The sequence below is a fragment of the Acidovorax sp. genome, assembly GCF_022763525.1.
Taxonomy (GTDB): domain Bacteria; phylum Pseudomonadota; class Gammaproteobacteria; order Burkholderiales; family Burkholderiaceae_C; genus Acidovorax.
The window spans coordinates 1-17,123 of sequence record NZ_JALEGG010000298.1; the positions used below are offsets into that span (position 1 = coordinate 1).

Annotated in this window: 15 protein-coding genes; all 15 read right to left on the reverse strand. The window is 63.2% G+C overall.

What is annotated here, in order from left to right; genetic code table 11:
- On the reverse strand, window positions 1-226 hold a 226-nt coding region (locus MRY84_RS22590), incomplete at its 3' end, for an ATP-binding cassette domain-containing protein (RefSeq protein ID WP_291507907.1).
- Between the two features lie 79 nt (window positions 227-305).
- Window positions 306-578 (reverse strand): STAS domain-containing protein, encoded by a 273-nt coding sequence (locus MRY84_RS22595; protein ID WP_291507908.1) that lies wholly within the window; start codon window positions 576-578, stop codon window positions 306-308.
- 15 nt (window positions 579-593) lie between these two features.
- Window positions 594-1,238: an ABC transporter substrate-binding protein gene (locus MRY84_RS22600; RefSeq protein WP_291507909.1), complete on the reverse strand. Its 645-nt coding sequence runs from the start codon at window positions 1,236-1,238 to the stop codon at window positions 594-596.
- A gap of 192 nt (window positions 1,239-1,430) precedes the next feature.
- Window positions 1,431-2,219, reverse strand: coding sequence for a VacJ family lipoprotein (locus MRY84_RS22605; RefSeq protein ID WP_291507910.1), 789 nt, complete (start codon window positions 2,217-2,219; stop codon window positions 1,431-1,433).
- A complete protein-coding gene (gene mlaD / locus MRY84_RS22610; protein WP_291507911.1) occupies window positions 2,216-2,704 on the reverse strand; it encodes an outer membrane lipid asymmetry maintenance protein MlaD in 489 nt (162 codons plus the stop codon). The genes MRY84_RS22605 and mlaD overlap by 4 nt, the downstream gene beginning before the upstream one ends.
- Before the next feature lie 38 nt (window positions 2,705-2,742).
- Entirely contained in the window at window positions 2,743-3,525 is a 783-nt protein-coding gene (gene mlaE / locus MRY84_RS22615; RefSeq protein ID WP_291507912.1) for a lipid asymmetry maintenance ABC transporter permease subunit MlaE, read from the reverse strand.
- Window positions 3,522-4,340, reverse strand: a complete 819-nt coding sequence (locus MRY84_RS22620; protein WP_291507913.1) for an ABC transporter ATP-binding protein — start codon at window positions 4,338-4,340, stop codon at window positions 3,522-3,524. The genes mlaE and MRY84_RS22620 overlap by 4 nt, the downstream gene beginning before the upstream one ends.
- A gap of 379 nt (window positions 4,341-4,719) precedes the next feature.
- On the reverse strand, window positions 4,720-6,198 hold the full coding sequence (locus MRY84_RS22625; RefSeq protein ID WP_291507914.1) for a glutamate synthase subunit beta: 1,479 nt from the start codon (window positions 6,196-6,198) through the stop codon (window positions 4,720-4,722).
- Between the two features lie 54 nt (window positions 6,199-6,252).
- Window positions 6,253-10,986 carry a glutamate synthase-related protein gene (locus MRY84_RS22630; protein ID WP_291507915.1) on the reverse strand — a complete coding sequence of 1,578 codons (4,734 nt, stop codon included), beginning with the start codon at window positions 10,984-10,986 and terminating at the stop codon, window positions 6,253-6,255.
- Between the two features lie 184 nt (window positions 10,987-11,170).
- Window positions 11,171-11,863, reverse strand: a complete 693-nt coding sequence (locus MRY84_RS22635) for a transposase (protein ID WP_291507916.1) — start codon at window positions 11,861-11,863, stop codon at window positions 11,171-11,173.
- A gap of 68 nt (window positions 11,864-11,931) precedes the next feature.
- Window positions 11,932-12,843 (reverse strand): SAM-dependent methyltransferase, encoded by a 912-nt coding sequence (locus MRY84_RS22640; protein WP_291507921.1) that lies wholly within the window; start codon window positions 12,841-12,843, stop codon window positions 11,932-11,934.
- An 80-nt stretch (window positions 12,844-12,923) separates the two neighbouring features.
- Complete coding sequence (locus MRY84_RS22645; RefSeq protein ID WP_291507917.1) at window positions 12,924-13,553, reverse strand: DUF1415 domain-containing protein; 630 nt, start codon at window positions 13,551-13,553, stop codon at window positions 12,924-12,926.
- 121 nt (window positions 13,554-13,674) lie between these two features.
- Window positions 13,675-14,841 (reverse strand): deoxyguanosinetriphosphate triphosphohydrolase, encoded by a 1,167-nt coding sequence (locus tag MRY84_RS22650; protein WP_291507918.1) that lies wholly within the window; start codon window positions 14,839-14,841, stop codon window positions 13,675-13,677.
- Window positions 14,842-14,894: 53 nt separating this feature from the next.
- Window positions 14,895-16,001, reverse strand: coding sequence for a 3-dehydroquinate synthase (gene aroB, locus MRY84_RS22655; RefSeq protein WP_291507919.1), 1,107 nt, complete (start codon window positions 15,999-16,001; stop codon window positions 14,895-14,897).
- Window positions 16,002-16,317: 316 nt separating this feature from the next.
- A partial coding sequence (locus MRY84_RS22660) for a putative Ig domain-containing protein (RefSeq protein WP_291507920.1) occupies window positions 16,318-17,123 on the reverse strand: 806 nt, incomplete at its 5' end.

Below are 17,123 nucleotides of genomic sequence, written 5' to 3' on the forward strand. Positions count from 1 at the left end.
AAGCCCTAAACGGCCTTTTGATGATGTGGACAAGTACGCGGCCGGAGGTGGCGCGCGCCAACCCGGCCAGGATGCTGATCAAGGTGGTTTTGCCGGCACCGTTGGGGCCCAGGAGGCCGAAGAACTCGCCCTCCTCGATGTCCAGGTTGACCTGGTTCAGTGCCTGAAAAGAACCCTTGGGCGTGGCAAAGGTCTTGGAGATGGCTTGGAAGGAGACTGCGGGCATGAAGCCCATGATTTTACGGCTTCGCCCCCAAGCTGCTGCCGTGGGGCCAAACACAGCCCCGGCAGCGGGCCGGGCAACCTCAGGAAGCCGGAGCCAACAAGGTGCCCACGCCGTACAGCCCCGCCAGGCTGCGCAGCGCAGCGGGCAGGCCCTGCACCGCGAACGTCTTGCCCAACGCCAGGGCCTCTCGCCGGCATTCCAGCAGCACGGCGAGGGCGGAACTGTCGAAAGTCGCCATGGCACTCGCGTCCACCACGACCCCTGGCTCGCGATGCACCCGCAGGCCTTGCAGCAGCATGCGCAGGCTGGCCGTGGCCTGGCGGTGGGTCAGCTCAGCGGGCAATACCAGCATGGCGCGCCTTGGCCTTTAGCCTTTGGCAGTGGCGTTGGCCTTGTTGCGCGCCACCAGGGTTTCAATGAGGCCGTCGATGCCCTTGGCATTGATCTCCTGCGCAAACTGGCCGCGGTAGGTCTCCACCAGCCACACCCCCAGCACATTCAGGTTGTAGATCTTCCAGCCCGCGCCATCGCCCGGCGTCTTCTCCAGCCGGTAGTCCAGCTGGATCGGGTCGCCCCGGCCCACGATTTCGGTGCGCACGAGCACGTCCTTGTCATCTGGGGAGGCGCGCAGGGGCTTGACCTGGATGGTCTGGTCGTTGACCTGGGCCAACGCACCCGAATAGGTGCGCACCAGGAGGATCTTGAACTCTTCCTGCAGGCGCTTTTGCTGCTCGGGCGTGGCCTGGCGCCAGCCGGGGCCGACGGCGGCGGCGGTCATGCGGCGGAAGTTCACGTTGGGCATCACGGTCTTGTCGACCAGCGCAATGATCTTGCCCAGGTCGCCGCCTTGGATGGCCTTGTCACCCTTGACGGTATTGAGCACATCGGTGGAAAGGCGCTTGATCATCGCGTCGGGCGCCTCGTCCGCCGCCAGCGCGGACAGCGGCAGGCCCAGCGATGCCGTTGCGGCAATACACACGGCCATGCGGCCCAGTAAACGTCGATTCATCATTTCGTCTGCTTTCTCATTCGGTATTTCGCGGGTACCCCGGCCCAACAGGCTCAGGACCCACGTTGTTCATTGTGTGGGCCGGCGGAGCAGACCGTGCGTCGCGGGGGTTGCGTTTTGCAAGCAAGTGCAACGCCAGCCCTCTGCCAGCAAAAACCCCGCGGCAGGCGCCAGTCCAGCGCCCGGCCACTCTGCTCAGCGAGCAGGCTCCTCGGGCAGCACGCCATCGTTGGCGTTCTTGCGATCGTCTTCCCCGTTACCGTTTTTCACCTCGCCGGCCTGGCTGCGCACCTGCAGGTAGACGTCGCGCGTGAAGCTGTACTTGTCCAGCGCCGCACTGTCGAGGACCGAGCTGGCGCGCAGCAGGTTGGCGCGCATGTCCACGGCGTTCAAGGCATACAGCGAATTGCGGGCCGAGACCGGATCGACATGGCGCACGAGGTTGCCATAGGTGTCGACCGGCAGGGCAAAGGTGTCGCGTACCGTGGATGGCCCGAGAATGGGCAACACCAGGTACGGCCCGGTACTCACGCCCCAGCGTCCCAGGGTGAGTCCAAAGTCCTGCTTGTAACGGTCAATGCCCAGCTCACTGGCGATGTCCAGCACCCCGCCCAAGCCCATGAAGGTGTTGACGTTCACACGCATGAAGCTGGACGCTGCCGCCTCGGCACGCAGCTGCAGCACGTTGTTCACGAACGACCAGACATCTCCGAGGTTGGCGAAAAAGTTGCTCACACCCGTGCGCACCGGCGCCGGTGCGATGTCCTGGTAGGCGATGGCCGCGGGCTTGAGCACCAGGGCATCGACCTGCTCGTTGAATCGGGTCATGCCGCGGTTGTAGGACTCGAGCGGGTCGCGCGGGTCGGGGTTGGCCACGGTGGCGCACCCGCCCAGCAGCAGCGCCGCCACGGCCAGCCCCCCGGCGCGCAGCACACGCTGCGCCGATGCGGCCAGGGCCGACGTGGTGGATGGAATGTTCATCATTTTTTGTCACCTGCCCCTGCGGGCTTACCGCCGTCTTCGGCTTTGCTGTAGAGAAACTGTCCAATGAGGTTTTCAAGCACCACGGCCGACTGCGTCGCGGTGACCGTGTCGCCGGCCGCGAGGTTCTTCTCGTCGGCCCCCGCCTCGATACCGATGTACTGCTCGCCCAGCAGGCCACTGGTGAGAATCTTGAGGGAGCTGTCCTTGGGAAAAGCGTAGCGGTTTTCCATCGCCAGCGTCACCCGCGCCTGGTAGGTCTTGTCGTCGAACGTGATTGCCTCCACGCGACCGACCACCACACCAGCGCTGCGCACCGCTGCCTGCGGCTTGAGGCCGCCGATGTTGTCAAAGCGCGCGGTGATGCGGTAGCCCGACTGGAAGTTCAAGCTCAGCAGGTTGGCCGACTGCAGCGCCAGAAACACCAGCGCCACAGCCCCCAACATCACGAACAGGCCGACCCAGAGATCGTTCTTGGAGCGTTGCATAGTTTGATTCCTCTTCACGGCCGGGCGCATCGCCAGCCTCAGATACTGAACATCAGCGCGGTGAGGACGAAGTCCAGCGCCAGAACCGACAGGCACGCCATCACGACGGTGCGCGTGGTGGCCCGCGAAACGCCCTCAGGGGTCGGCTTGGCCGTGAAGCCCTGCAGCAGCGCCACAAAGGTGACCGCGAAGCCGAACACAATGCTCTTGAGCACGCCGTTGCCCAGGTCTTTCCATACGTCCACGCCACCCTGCGTCTGGCTCCAGAAGGCGCCGGGGTCGATCCCGATCATCAGCACGCCCACGCTCCAGCCGCCAATCACGCCCACGGCGCTGAACACGGCGGCCAGCAGGGGCATGGCGATCACACCGGCCCAAAAACGCGGCGCCAGGATGCGCAGCACCGGGTCCACCGCCATCATCTCCATGGCGCTGAGTTGCTCGCCCGCCCGCATCAACCCGATTTCCGCCGTGAGAGACGTGCCTGCACGACCCGCAAAGAGCAGCGCCGTGACCACCGGCCCCAGCTCCCGCACCAGAGACAGCGTGACCAGCAGGCCCAAGGCTTCCGAGGAGCCATAGCGCTGCAGCGTGTAATACCCCTGCAGCCCGAGCACCAGCCCCACGAACAGGCCAGAGACCGCAATGATCGCCAGCGAGTAGTTGCCCAGAAAATGCACCTGGTCGCGCACCAGCGAGGGCCGCAGGAAGGTGGCCCCCACCAGCCGCACCAGTTGCACAAAGAGCCTGGCGCCCATGCCGATGTCGGCCAGCTTGCAGCGCACAGCGAAACCCACGTCCGACGGGTGGTACCACCTCATGGTGCGCGCCCTCCGAGAGGGCCGAAGTCCTGCGCGGCATCTGGCCCGGGGTGGTGAAACGGCACAGGCCCCGTCGGCAGCGCGTTCACGAACTGGTGTACCAGCGGGTCGGTGCTGGCTCGGACCTCATCCGGCGTACCCTCCGCAGCCACCACGCCCGCACCGAGGATGATCACGTGGTCGGCCAGCCGGAAGGTTTCTTCCAGGTCGTGTGACACGACGATGCTGGTAAGGCCCATGGCGTCATTGAGCTGGCGAATCAGCTGCGCGGCCGTACCCAGCGAGATGGGGTCCAACCCGGCAAAGGGTTCGTCGTACATGACGAGTTCCGGGTCGAGCGCGATGGCGCGGGCCAAGGCCACCCGCCGCGCCATGCCACCCGAAATCTCGCTGGGCATCAGGTCGCGCGCGCCCCGCAGGCCCACGGCATGCAGCTTCATCAGCACCACATCGCGGATCAGCGCCTCCGAGAGATCGGTGTGCTCGCGCAGCGGAAACGCCACGTTCTCGAACACGGAAAGATCGGTGAACAACGCACCAAACTGAAAAAGCATGCCCATGCGGCGGCGCACGGCATACAAACCCTGCGCATCCAGGCGCCCCACGTCCTGCCCGTCAAACAGCACCTCGCCACTCTGGGCACGCTGCTGCCCGCCGATCAGCCGCAGGACGGTGGTCTTGCCCCCGCCCGAAGCCCCCATGAGCGCCGTGACCTTGCCCCGTGGCACGGTCAGCGAAACGCCGCGCAGGATGCTTCGGTCTCCGTAAGAGAACGAGGCATTGCGCAACTCGACAAGGGAGGACGTTTCAGGCATGCAAAACGATAGGTTCAGGAAAATCCGTACTCGGCACCGCAGCCCGACAGGGCGGTGCCAGAAATCCAGCAGCGATGGTAGTCGAAGAAGTCAACATACATACAGCAATGTATGTTTAACCACAGCGGGCACGCGCCCGGCCCGCAAGAGGCGTTGGCGCCCCAGGCCGGCAAAACCGGTGATTGTGCCAACAAAGCCAGCGTTCCGTGGCCGACGCGGGCAGGGAGGGCGACCGAAGGGCGCACGGCCCGTCCGTGTGGCGCCCTCGCAACCTGCAAAGCCCCACTGCCGCTGGGGCGATGCCGCATCACGCAGGAGTCTGGAACGAAAAACGGCGCCAGGGCGCCGTTTTGGGGGGGCAAATCGCCACGCGAGGCTGTCAGCGGGGCAGATCGGAGAAGCCCATCAAAAACTCGTCGACCGCGCGCGCCGCCTGCCGTCCTTCGCGGATGGCCCACACCACCAGCGACTGGCCGCGGCGGATGTCGCCTGCGGCAAAGACCTTGGGCACGTTGGTCGCATAGCCACCGTCGAACTCCGTGGTGGCGCGGGCGTTGCCGCGGGCGTCCTTGTCCACGCCAAAGGCTTCCAGCACGGCGGCCACAGGGCTCACGAAACCCATGGCCAGCAGCACCAGATCGGCCTGGTAGTGCTTTTCCGTGCCCGGGACTTCCACCAGCTTGCCGTCCTTGAACTCCACCTGCACGGTGGTCAAACTCTTGACCTTGCCCTTCTCACCCGTGAATTCCTTGGTGGAGATGGCGAATTCGCGCACGCAACCCTCTTCGTGACTGGAACTGGTGCGCAGCTTGAGGGGCCAGTAGGGCCAGGTCAGCGGGCGGTTTTCCTGGCTCGGGGGCTGTGGCATGACCTCGAACTGGGTCACGCTCGCGGCACCGTGGCGGTTGCTGGTGCCCACGCAATCGCTGCCGGTGTCGCCACCGCCGATGACGATGACGTGCTTGCCGTCCGCGCGGATTTGCCCCTTGAGCTTGTCGCCCGCGTTGACCTTGTTCTGCTGAGGCAGGAACTCCATGGCGAAATGAATGCCGTCCAGATCGCGGCCCGGCACAGGCAGGTCGCGCGACTGCTCGGCGCCACCGGTCAGCAACACCGCATCGAATTCCTTCTGCAGTTGCTCAGGCGTGACGGTTTCCTTGGCCCAGTTCGTGACCTTGGAACCCTTGCCCAGGCCATCCTTGGCGGCGCCCACGAAGACGCTGGTGCGAAACACCACGCCTTCGGCTTCCATCTGCTGCACGCGGCGGTCGATGTGGGACTTCTCCATCTTGAAGTCAGGAATGCCGTAGCGCAGCAGCCCGCCCACACGGTCGTTCTTCTCGAACACGGTCACGTCGTGGCCAGCACGCGCGAGTTGCTGGGCGGCAGCCAGGCCGGCCGGGCCCGCGCCGACCACCGCCACCTTCTTGCCGGTCTTGTGCTTGGCCACGCGCGGCTTGACCCAGCCTTCGGCCCAGGCCCGGTCGATGATCGCGTGCTCGATGGACTTGATGCCCACGGGGTCGTCGTTCACGTTCAGCACACAGGCTGCCTCGCAGGGTGCGGGGCAGATGCGGCCCGTGAATTCGGGGAAGTTGTTGGTGGAATCCAGCACGGCCCACGCGCTCTTCCAGTCCTGCTGGTACACGAGGTCGTTGAAGTCCGGAATGATGTTGTTGACGGGGCAGCCGTTGTTGCAGAACGGCGTGCCGCAGTCCATGCAGCGCGCGCCCTGGATCTTGGCCTGCTTGTCGTCCAGGCCGATGACGAATTCCTTGTAGTGCTTCAGGCGCTCGGGCACGGGCTTGTAGCCCTCCTCGATGCGCTCGTACTCCATGAAGCCAGTGGTCTTTCCCATGACGGTGTCCTTTTATCTCTATGAATGATGTGCCGTGTTGCCGTTAGCGCAGCCTCATTTGGCTGCAACCGCTTCGGATTTGATAGCTGCTACCGCAGGCGTATCAGGCTCCTCCAGCACTTGTCGTTCATAAATCTCTGCCAGGGCGCGCTTGTATTCCGTCGGAAATACCTTCACGAACTTGCTGCGCGAGGCAGCCCAGTTGTCGAGCAGTTCACGCGCCCGCTTGCTGCCCGTCCAGCGGTTGTGATCTTCCAGCAGCTTCTTGAGCTGGGCTTCGTCCGTCTGGCCGTTGTGCCAGATCGAGCGCGGCACCGTCGCTTCCTGCTCCGTGGCGGGCAGGATGCGCTCCAGCGTCACCATGGACATATTGCAGCGGGTGTCGAACTGCCCGTCTTCGTCGTACACATACGCCACGCCGCCGCTCATGCCGGCCGCAAAGTTGCGGCCGGTCTTGCCCAACACCACCACGGTGCCGCCGGTCATGTATTCGCAGCCGTGGTCGCCCGTGCCTTCCACCACCGCCGTGGCGCCCGACAGGCGCACGGCAAAACGCTCGCCAGCGACGCCACTGAAGAAGGCCTCGCCCGTGGTGGCCCCGTACATCACGGTATTGCCCACGATGGTGTTGCGCACGGCATCGCCGCGGAAGTCGATGCTGGGGCGCACGATCACACGGCCGCCGGAAAGGCCCTTGCCGGTGTAGTCGTTGGCGTCACCGATCAGGTACAGCGTGATGCCGCGCGTGAGGAAGGCGCCGAACGACTGGCCGCCGGTGCCCTCAAGCTGGATGCGAATGGTGTCGTCAGGCAGACCATCGGGGTGCACGCGGGTGACCGCGCCGGACAGCATGGCACCAACCGAGCGGTTCACGTTGCGCGCAACCTCGATGAACTGCACGCGCTCGCCCTTTTCGATGGCGGGCTTGCTGCGCTCGATGAGCTTGCGGTCCAGCGTGTGCTCGATGTTGTGGTCTTGCACATCCACGTGGTAGCGCGGCACGTCGGCGGGCACGTTGGGCTGGGCAAAGAGGCGGCTGAAGTCGAGGCCGCGCGCCTTCCAGTGCTCGATGCCGTGGCGCATGTCGAGCAGGTCGGTGCGGCCAATCAGGTCGTCGAACTTGCGAATGCCCAGCTGGGCCATGATCTGGCGCACTTCTTCGGCGATGAAGAAGAAGTAGTTCACCACATGCTCGGGCTTGCCCGAGAACTTCTTGCGCAGCTCGGGGTCCTGCGTGGCCACGCCCACGGGGCAGGTGTTGAGGTGGCACTTGCGCATCATGATGCAGCCCTCGACCACCAGCGGGGCCGTGGCAAAACCGAATTCGTCAGCGCCGAGCAGCGCACCGATGGCGACGTCGCGGCCGGTCTTCATCTGGCCGTCGGCCTGCACACGGATGCGGCCGCGCAGGCGGTTGAGCACCAGGGTCTGCTGGGTTTCGGCCAAGCCGATTTCCCACGGACCGCCTGCGTGCTTGATGGACGACCAGGGCGATGCACCAGTGCCGCCGTCGTGGCCAGCGATCACGACGTGGTCGCTCTTGCACTTGGCCACGCCGGCCGCAATGGTGCCCACGCCCACTTCGGAGACCAGCTTGACGCTGATGCCCGCGTGCGGAGCCACGTTCTTGAGATCGTGGATCAGCTGGGCCAAGTCTTCGATGGAATAGATGTCGTGGTGCGGTGGGGGCGAGATCAGCCCCACGCCCGGCACGCTGTGGCGCAGCTTGCCGATGTAGTTGGACACCTTGCCGCCTGGCAGTTGCCCACCTTCACCGGGCTTGGCACCCTGCGCCATCTTGATCTGAATCTGATCGGCCGACGACAGGTACTCGGCCGTGACGCCGAACCGGCCCGACGCCACCTGCTTGATGCGGCTGCGCAGGGAGTCGCCGTCCAGCAGTGGCAGGTCCACCTCGACGTTTTCAGCGCCAATCACGCTCTTGAGGGTGTCGCCCTTCTTGATCGGGATACCCTTGAGTTCGTTGCGATAACGCGCAGCATCTTCTCCGCCTTCGCCGGTGTTGCTCTTGCCGCCGATGCGGTTCATGGCCACGGCCAACGTGGCGTGCGCCTCGGTGGAGATGGAGCCCAGCGACATGGCGCCGGTGGCAAATCGCTTGACGATTTCCTTGGCTGGCTCGACCTCGTCCACCGGGATCGCCTTGGCGGGGTCGATCTTGAACTCGAACAGGCCGCGCAGCGTCATATGGCGCTTGCTCTGGTCGTTGATGATCTGGGCGTATTCCTTGTATGTGTTCCAGTTGTTGGCACGCGTGCTGTGCTGCAGCTTGGCAATCGCGTCGGGGGTCCACATGTGGTCTTCGCCTCGGGCGCGCCACGCGTACTCGCCACCGGCATCCAGCATCGTTTCGAGCACAGGGTCGTCACCAAAGGCGGCCTTGTGCATGCGGATGGCTTCTTCGGCGATCTCGAACACGCCAATGCCTTCCACGCGGCTGGCAGTGCCAGTGAAGTACTTGCTGACGGTTTCCGAGTTCAGGCCAATGGCCTCGAACAGCTGTGCGCCGCAGTAGCTCATGTACGTGCTCACGCCCATCTTGGACATGATCTTCGAAAGACCCTTGCCAATGGCCTTCACGTAGTTGTAGATGGCCTTGTCGGCCGACAGGTCGCCACCCAGGTCCTTGTGCATCTCGGCCAGGGTTTCCATGGCGAGGTAGGGGTGAACCGCCTCGGCGCCGTAGCCCGCCAGCACGGCGAAGTGGTGCACTTCGCGCGCGGTGCCCGTCTCGACCACCAGGCCGGCGGTGGTGCGCAGGCCCGTCACCACCAGATGCTGGTGGATGGCCGACAGTGCCAGCAGCGCGGGAATAGCCACTTGCGTGGCGCTCACGGCGCGGTCACTGATGATGAGGATGTTGGCACCGCCTTTGATAGCGTCCACCGCCTGCGCGCACAGGGAGGCGAGCTTGGCTTCCACACCTTCACGGCCCCAGCTCAGCGGGTAGGTGATATCGATGGTGGCACTCTTGAATTTGCCTTGCGTGTATTGCGCAATGTCGCGCAACTTGGCCATGTCGGCAAAGTCGAGCACAGGCTGGCTCACTTCGAGCCGCATCGGTGGGTTGACCTGGTTGATGTCCAGCAGGTTGGGCTTGGGGCCAATGAAGCTGTTGAGCGACATCACGATGGCCTCGCGGATCGGGTCGATCGGCGGGTTCGTCACCTGGGCGAACAGCTGCTTGAAGTAGTTGTACAGCGGCTTGTTCTTGCCGGACAGCACAGCCAGGGGGCTGTCGTTGCCCATGGAGCCAATGCCCTCTTCGCCATTCTTGGCCATGGGGGCCATCAGGAATTTGATGTCTTCCTGCGTGTAGCCGAAGGCCTGCTGGCGGTCCAGCAGGGGCAGTTCAGCGCCCTGCTGCGCAGCAGCATGGTCGCCGGCTTCGATGCTGTCGAGCTTGATGCGCAGGTTCTCGATCCACTGCTTGTAGGGCTTGGTGTTGACGATGTTGGCCTTGAGTTCGTCGTCCTCGATCAGCCGGCCCTGCTCCAAGTCGATGAGGAACATCTTGCCCGGCTGCAGGCGCCACTTGCGCACGATGCGGTTCTCGGGGATCGGCAGTACGCCGGATTCAGACCCCATGACGACCAGGTCATCGTCGGTGATGCAGTAGCGCGAAGGGCGCAGGCCATTGCGGTCCAGCGTGGCGCCAATCTGGCGGCCGTCGGTGAACACGATGGAGGCCGGGCCGTCCCAGGGCTCGAGCATGGCGGCGTGGTATTCATAGAAGGCGCGACGGCGCTCGTCCATGGTGGTGTGCTGCTCCCAGGGTTCGGGAATCATCATCATCACGGCCTGGCTGATCGGGTAGCCGGCCATGGTCAGCAGTTCGAGGCAGTTGTCGAACGTGGCAGTGTCGGACTGGTCGGCGAAGCTGATGGGGTAGAGCTTTTGAAGGTCAGCCGCGAGCACTGGCGAAGCCATGACGCCTTCGCGCGCCTTCATCCAGTTGTAGTTGCCCTTGACGGTGTTAATTTCACCGTTGTGCGCCACGTAGCGGTAGGGGTGGGCCAGCGGCCACTCCGGGAAGGTGTTGGTGGAGAAGCGCTGGTGCACCAAGCCGATGGCGGAAACGCAGCGTTCATCCTGCAGGTCGAGGTAGTACTTGCCTACCTGGTCGGCCAGCAGCAGGCCCTTGTAGACCACGGTGCGGCTGCTCATGCTGGGCACGTAATACTCTTTGCTGTGCTTGAGCTTGAGAGCCTGGATATTGGCGCTGGCCGTCTTGCGGATGACGTAGAGCTTGCGTTCCAGCGCATCCTGGACGATCACGTCGTTGCCGCGGCCAATGAAGACCTGGCGCAGGATGGGCTCCTTCTTGCGCACGGTGGGCGACATGGGCATATCGCGGTTGACCGGTACATCGCGCCAACCCAGCAGCACCTGCCCCTCGGCCTTGATGGCGCGCTCCATCTCCTGCTCGCACGCAAGGCGGGAGGCGTGCTCCTTGGGCAAAAAGATCATGCCCACGCCGTACTCGCCTGCCGCAGGCAAGGTCACGCCTTGCTTGGCCATTTCCTCGCGGTAGAGGGCATCCGGAATCTGGATGAGGATCCCGGCGCCGTCGCCCATCAGCGGGTCGGCACCCACGGCGCCACGGTGGTCGATGTTTTCCAGGATCTTCAGGGCCTGCGTCACGATGTCGTGGCGCTTGATGCCCTTGATGTGGGCCACAAACCCGAGGCCGCAGGCGTCGTGTTCGTTACCCGATGAATACAAACCGTGTTGTTGCAGATGCTGGATCTCGGCGGCCGTGGTCATGGCGCACTCCTCATGTTTTTCGCAGGGAAGCGAAGATTAGTGCATTGCAACATCTCTTGGCAAGTGGATTAATTGGGGTCAGATACAAATATAGTGAATTCAGATTGATTTGCTGATTAAATTGGGGACGCATTAATTTGAGAAAATGCAACCCGAAGGAAGAGTTGACCTCTCTTCGCCGAGATTACTTTTGGGTTAAGGGAGGACGCCCGGCGGGGCGCGGGGTGACACGGCGTGGCGTGTCTGCTTGCAGCGCTTGCACGAAGTGGGCGTCACCCAACGCCCATCCGCTGAGGGCGGAAGACGTCAGGGCCGCTCGGTCCTGAGACGAGAGTCCCGCTTCTACCAAGGCCGCGTAGGCCGCTTCACGGGCAAAAGGCGTATTGCCCAGTGCCCAATAGAGGGCATGGGGCGAGAGCAGGCGCTCACTGCGCAAGCCCAGCCAGTGGCCGTGGCTGGACCACAGGTAGTCCGCAGCCCGGCCCACGTCGCCAGCGCGAACGGGGTTCAGGTCGAAGTACACCATGCAAGGCAGCAGGTAGCGCTCGGGCTGCAACACCGCAGAACGGTAGCGCCCCTCCCACAGCGTGCCGGTACGGCCATGGCGCCGATTGAAGTACTGCACATAGCGCCGCCCCACGGCTTGCATCATCTGAGGCAGCCCCTGCCCCGTAGCCGGCGTGGCCAGAAGATGAAAGTGATTGGCCATCAGCACGTAGGCGTGCACATCCACCTCGTACTTCTGGGCGTTGTCCGCCAGGAGCGTAAGCATCATCTCGTAGTCCTCGCGGTCGACAAAGATGGCTTGGCGGTTGTTGCCGCGCTGGATGATGTGGTGCAGATGGCCTGGCAAGGTCAGGCGCGGCAGGCGGGCCATGGATCGGAGAGAAGCTGAGGAGGACAGGATGATAAACCCGTCCCCAATTTCTCCCCTCAAGGAGTTCCCTACGCTTGAATCGATGCTGTTGTCGATTCCGCAGTGGCGTGACCCGCACCAGTCTCTTGGTCTTGGGAAGCGATGCCAAAGCGCCTACCCATCGCCCCCTCCAGGCCGAACTCGGTCAGGATCGCCTTCAGTCGCTCCGCAGCACTGCGCTTCTTCTGTCCGGTATAGCGGGCAATGATGAGCTCGTTTTTCATGCTGTGCTCCCAGCCCACCAACTCGGTCACGGTGACCTGGTAGCCGCTGGCCTCCAGATACAGGCAGCGCAATACGTTGGTGACCTGGCTTCCCAATTCACGCGTGTGCAAAGGGTGGCGCCACAGTTCAGCCAGCGGGGTGCGGGCGAGTTGCAGGGTCTTGCCCTGGCGCAGGCAAGCTGCCATCTCGGCCTGGCAGCACGGCACGAGCACCATGGCGCGGGCCTTCTTCTGGAGCCCGAAGGCAATGGCGTCGTCGGTGGCGGTGTCGCATGCATGCAAGGCAGTGACCACGTCGATCTGTGCTGGCAGGTCATCGGCACCAGTGGCCTCGGCGACCGAAACGTTAAGGAAGGACATTCGCCCAAATCCCAGTTTGCCAGCGAGCAGGCGCGACTTTTCCACCAGTTCGCCACGCGTTTCCACTCCGTAGATATGCCCCTTGCCCAGCGCCTTGAAGTACAGGTCGTAGAGGATGAACCCAAGGTAGGACTTGCCCGCTCCATGGTCCGCCAAGGTAGGGCCTGCGGCGCCCGCGGACAGCTCCGCAAGCAAGGGTTCGATGAAGTTGAAGAGGTGGTACACCTGCTTGAGCTTGCGGCGAGAGTCCTGGTTGAGGCGCCCGTCGCGCGTCAGGATGTGCAGTTCCTGGAGCAGTTCAACCGACTGGCCGGGCCGCAGCTCCGACAAGACGTCCTGCGGCGCGCCGGAAGCCATTGGCTTCTTCGGAGTAGCCGGGCCTTCCTGCGCCGTACCTGCGGGCCGTAGGCGCCCGCTCGCGGTGGAGTCGGTTTTTTTCATGGCTGGGGCCGCACGGTCTCACGCGACGGAGATACCGCAGTTGCGCCTGCGCCGACATTCAGCGCCGACCATCCTGCTGTGCCGAGGCCCCGCAGCACTTCCATGTTGCGCTCGAAAATGGCTTCTGCATCGGGAAATACCTCCACAGCCCGATCAATGCTCTCTTCGCGCAGCAGGTGCAGCGTGGGATAAGGCGATCGATTGGTGCAATTGGTCACATCGTCCTCGGTGGTACCCACAAACTGAAACTGCGGATGAAAGCTCGCAATCTGCAGTGTTCCGTCCAAATCCATCTTCTCCAGCAGCGCCTCGGCAGCGTCTTGAAAGTCGTTGAAATCGAGGAAATCGTTCAGGCAGTGCGGGACGATGAGCAAGGTGGTGTCGCGCTGTTCGGGCGACGCAGCCACCAGCGCGGACAGTTCGCTGCGCAACGCTTCCAGCACTTCCGCGGGGTTGTTAGCCAGCGTGACCGCGTAATGAATCTGCCCCTTCACGTGGACGCCTTTGGCGAAGGGGCAGAGGTTGAGCCCGATCACCGCCCGCTCCAGCCATTGCACGGTGTCGCCCACAAAAGGCACGGCGGAATCAGGTGAGCCGGCATGTACGGCAAGGGAAGGTGTGATCATGGTATGGCGAGCGCGCAAGGCGCGGGGCTGGGCGCAAGATTCTAAGGCGGGAGCCTTGGGCGGCTGGCGGGGGGCATGCCCTCCCTACAGCGAGGCACCCTCGAGATCCGTCCGGGTTCGCTCAGTCGAACAGGCGTCGACCGGTCAAACGCTCGTGCTCACGGGCGGCGAAGCGGTCCGTCATGCCGGCAATGAAATCCGCCACCGCCCGGGCTCGCACCGGGCCACCATCCGCAGACGCCGCTTGTTCAGCGAAACCCGCGTTCATTTCATGGGGCGACTCAAGGTACGCGGCAAAAAGATCCCGAACGACCTCCTGTGCGCGCGCCGTCGTGTCCATGACACGCGGATGACGATACAAGTTCTTGAACAGGAATTGCTTGAGCTGCAGCGACCGCTCGCGCATGACATCGCCGAACATCACCAGCGGCGGCGCCCGGCGCACGGCCTGGACATCGGCCGGGGCATGCCGCGATAAAGCGGCCTGGGTTGCGTCGATGACGTCGTACACCTGGGCGCTGAGCATGCGCCGAATGGCTTCGTACAAGAGCCTGCGCTGCAGCGGCGCACGCCCCAGATCCGGATGTTCCGCCTGGGCGGCTGCACGGAACTGATCGAACAGCGGAACGTCGCGCAACTGGGCCAATGTGATCAAACCCGAGCGGACACCGTCGTCAATGTCGTGTGCGTTGTAGGAAATCTCATCGGCGAGATTGCACAATTGCGCCTCCAAACTCGGCTGCTCCTTGCGCAGGAAACGCGCCCCCACACCGCCGGGCTCGCTCTCCTCCAACAGCTGCGCGTTGCGCCGGGAACAGTGCTTGAGTACGCCTTCTCGCGTTTCGAAGGTGAGGTTCAAACCGTCGTATTGGGGGTAGCGCTCCTCCAGCTTGTCCACCACGCGCAGGCTCTGCAGATTGTGCTCAAAGCCACCGTGTTCGGCCACGCATCCGTTCAGCGCATCCTGCCCTGCATGGCCAAACGGGGTGTGCCCGAGGTCGTGCGCAAGGGAGATGGCTTCGACCAGGTCTTCGTTGATCCGCAACGACCGAGCGATGGAGCGGCCCAGTTGGGCCACTTCCAGCGAATGGGTCAGCCGTGTGCGAAAGAGATCGCCTTCGTGGTTGAGAAAAACCTGCGTCTTGTAGACCAGACGGCGAAACGCCGTGGAGTGCACGATGCGGTCTCGGTCCCGCTGGTATTCGGTCCGGGTGGGCGCGGGCGTTTCGGCATGCCGGCGGCCGAGCGACCGGGCAGGGTCACAGGCATAAGGAGCAAGGGAAGACATTTCGAACGAATTTGGCCGCTTGCGCTTGACAGGCAAGCGCAAGCAGCTATCAATTAAGGAGCAAAGCAGTCCTCAATCACCGCGCGTACGAGTGCATCCGGGGCCGGACGCATCGCAGCTCGGCCCGGGCCGTCGATCACCACGAAGCGAATTTCCCCGCCCTCGGCTTTCTTGTCCACTCTCATGAGCTGCAGGTAGCGCCCTACGTTGTCATTCGCATCGATCACCGCGCCGCGCACCGGCAGACCTGCCCGCCCGATCAGCGCAGTGAGCCTGCGGACGAAATCTGCGTCGACCAGTCCGAGGCGCCGGGACAACTCTGCGGCCATCACCATGCCGGCGCCCACGCCCTCTCCATGCAACCAGGCACCGTACCCCATGCCGGCTTCGATGGCGTGGCCAAACGTGTGTCCGAAATTCAAGATTGCTCGCAAGCCGGCCTCGCGCTCGTCCGCCCCCACGACCTGCGCCTTGATCTCACAGCAGCGCCGCACCGCGTGCGCCAAGGCAGCGCGGTCCCGGGCCATCAAGGCGTCGATGTTGGATTCAAGCCACGCAAAAAACGCCATGTCGGCGATTGGCCCGTACTTGATCACCTCGGCCAGACCGGCGCTGAATTCCCGTGCAGGCAGGGTGTCCAGCACATCCAGGTCGCACACCACCAACTGGGGCTGGTAAAAGGCGCCGATCATGTTCTTGCCCAGTGGATGGTTGATCGCCGTCTTGCCACCCACCGAGGAGTCCACCTGGGCGAGCAAGGTCGTGGGCACTTGCACAAAGGGCACGCCGCGCATGTAGCTCGCGGCCGCAAATCCGGTCATATCACCGACTACCCCGCCTCCCAGCGCAAAGAGCACCGTTTTACGGTCGCATCCGTGGGAAAGGAGGGCGTCGAAAATTCGTTGAAGGACCTGCCAGTTCTTGTGCTCTTCTCCATCGGGTAGCAGTACTTCATGGATCCGCGCATACCGTCCATTCAGGGCGGTCCGCAGCTGGGCCGCGTAAAGCGGACCGACGGTGGTATTGCTCACGATCAGCGCAGTGCTGGCTTGGGGTACGGTGGCGTAGAGGGAAGGCTCGGCTAGCAGACCGCTGCCAATAGCGATGCGATAGCTGCGGTCGCCTAGATCAATGCGGACTTCCTGGAGAGGCTGGAGCATGGCGCGTATTGTCTGAGGTAAACAGAAGCCCAATGGGCAAGCTAAGCATTGTGCCCTGCCTTATGCCCTTCGCCATTGGCGCGGCTAGCAGCTTCTGACAGCACACTCCCCTTGTCCTCCTGTTCAGCAGGGGTTGCGGGTGAAAGCGCAAGAAAGGTGTGCCACCGCAAATCGCATCAGAGATTCCGGATTCCTTGATTGAACGTCCCACAGCGACTACTCATCGCCATAAAAAAACCCCGGCAAAGCCGGGGTTTTTGAGTAGGGCCTGTGCCGATGGCACTGCGAACACACGCAGCACCGATTCGGCTCGACACTACGGACAGGTGAAATCAAGGGGGTCCCCACCGGGCGGTATCGAAGCAGCGCTTACAACAGTGATGCTGAACGTACGCGTGACCGAAGTAGATCCCTTCGTCGCTGTCACCAAGAAACGTTGATCGCCACAGTTCGCAACCTTCGGAACACCATTGAGAACACCCGCCGTGTCGGTTGTTCCACTGGTCAACCAGGAGGGCAACCCAGTGAACTTCCACGTCACGCCACTTGTCGATGCGACGAACGAGTAGGTAAAGCTCTTACCAACTTGAGCAGTTCCAAGAGAGCAAACAGTATTGGAATTGCATTCGCCGATAGCAAAGTCCTCTGGCAGTCCCCCCACCACCTTGAGCTTCACGGTGGCGGTGTCAGAAACCTTGTTTCTGTCAACAACCGTCACGGTCGCACGGTATTCACGCTCAACAGCGTCCTTGCTGACCTTGCCGCTGATCATGCCCGTGCCTGCATCAATCGACAGACCCGGAGGCAAGCCAGATGCCGACCAAGTATAAGGAGGCAATCCGCCCTTTGCGGACAACAATGCGGTAAACGGAACTTCCTTTGTAACCTCACCCAAATCGACGTCGTCCAACGTGGGCGGAGCTGTCAGCGCTTCCAGCACGGAGACCGCATAAATGCCCGTAATAGGGTCGGTGATACCGTTACTGACGTTGTTATCAAACCGATCCGTCGTGTACTCCATGAAGATCGGGCCCGTTTCTGTCCCGCTGAGCAACGAGAAAGTCGCAATTCCGCCCACGGACGGCAGTTGCAAAACGCTGCCACTTTGAGAGCCTGCCACAA

What these genes read in the sequence shown, in the direction of transcription:
- MRY84_RS22595 (WP_291507908.1), bottom strand. Translation starts at nt 578, where the DNA reads ATGCTGGTATTGCCCGCTGAGCTGACCCACCGCCAGGCCACGGCCAGC.
- MRY84_RS22600 (WP_291507909.1), bottom strand. Translation starts at nt 1,238, where the DNA reads ATGATGAATCGACGTTTACTGGGCCGCATGGCCGTGTGTATTGCCGCA.
- MRY84_RS22605 (WP_291507910.1), bottom strand. Translation starts at nt 2,219, where the DNA reads ATGATGAACATTCCATCCACCACGTCGGCCCTGGCCGCATCGGCGCAG.
- mlaD (WP_291507911.1), bottom strand. Translation starts at nt 2,704, where the DNA reads ATGCAACGCTCCAAGAACGATCTCTGGGTCGGCCTGTTCGTGATGTTG.
- mlaE (WP_291507912.1), bottom strand. Translation starts at nt 3,525, where the DNA reads ATGAGGTGGTACCACCCGTCGGACGTGGGTTTCGCTGTGCGCTGCAAG.
- MRY84_RS22620 (WP_291507913.1), bottom strand. Translation starts at nt 4,340, where the DNA reads ATGCCTGAAACGTCCTCCCTTGTCGAGTTGCGCAATGCCTCGTTCTCT.
- MRY84_RS22625 (WP_291507914.1), bottom strand. Translation starts at nt 6,198, where the DNA reads ATGGGAAAGACCACTGGCTTCATGGAGTACGAGCGCATCGAGGAGGGC.
- MRY84_RS22630 (WP_291507915.1), bottom strand. Translation starts at nt 10,986, where the DNA reads ATGACCACGGCCGCCGAGATCCAGCATCTGCAACAACACGGTTTGTAT.
- MRY84_RS22635 (WP_291507916.1), bottom strand. Translation starts at nt 11,863, where the DNA reads ATGGCCCGCCTGCCGCGCCTGACCTTGCCAGGCCATCTGCACCACATC.
- MRY84_RS22640 (WP_291507921.1), bottom strand. Translation starts at nt 12,843, where the DNA reads ATGGCTTCCGGCGCGCCGCAGGACGTCTTGTCGGAGCTGCGGCCCGGC.
- MRY84_RS22645 (WP_291507917.1), bottom strand. Translation starts at nt 13,553, where the DNA reads ATGATCACACCTTCCCTTGCCGTACATGCCGGCTCACCTGATTCCGCC.
- MRY84_RS22650 (WP_291507918.1), bottom strand. Translation starts at nt 14,841, where the DNA reads ATGTCTTCCCTTGCTCCTTATGCCTGTGACCCTGCCCGGTCGCTCGGC.
- aroB (WP_291507919.1), bottom strand. Translation starts at nt 16,001, where the DNA reads ATGCTCCAGCCTCTCCAGGAAGTCCGCATTGATCTAGGCGACCGCAGC.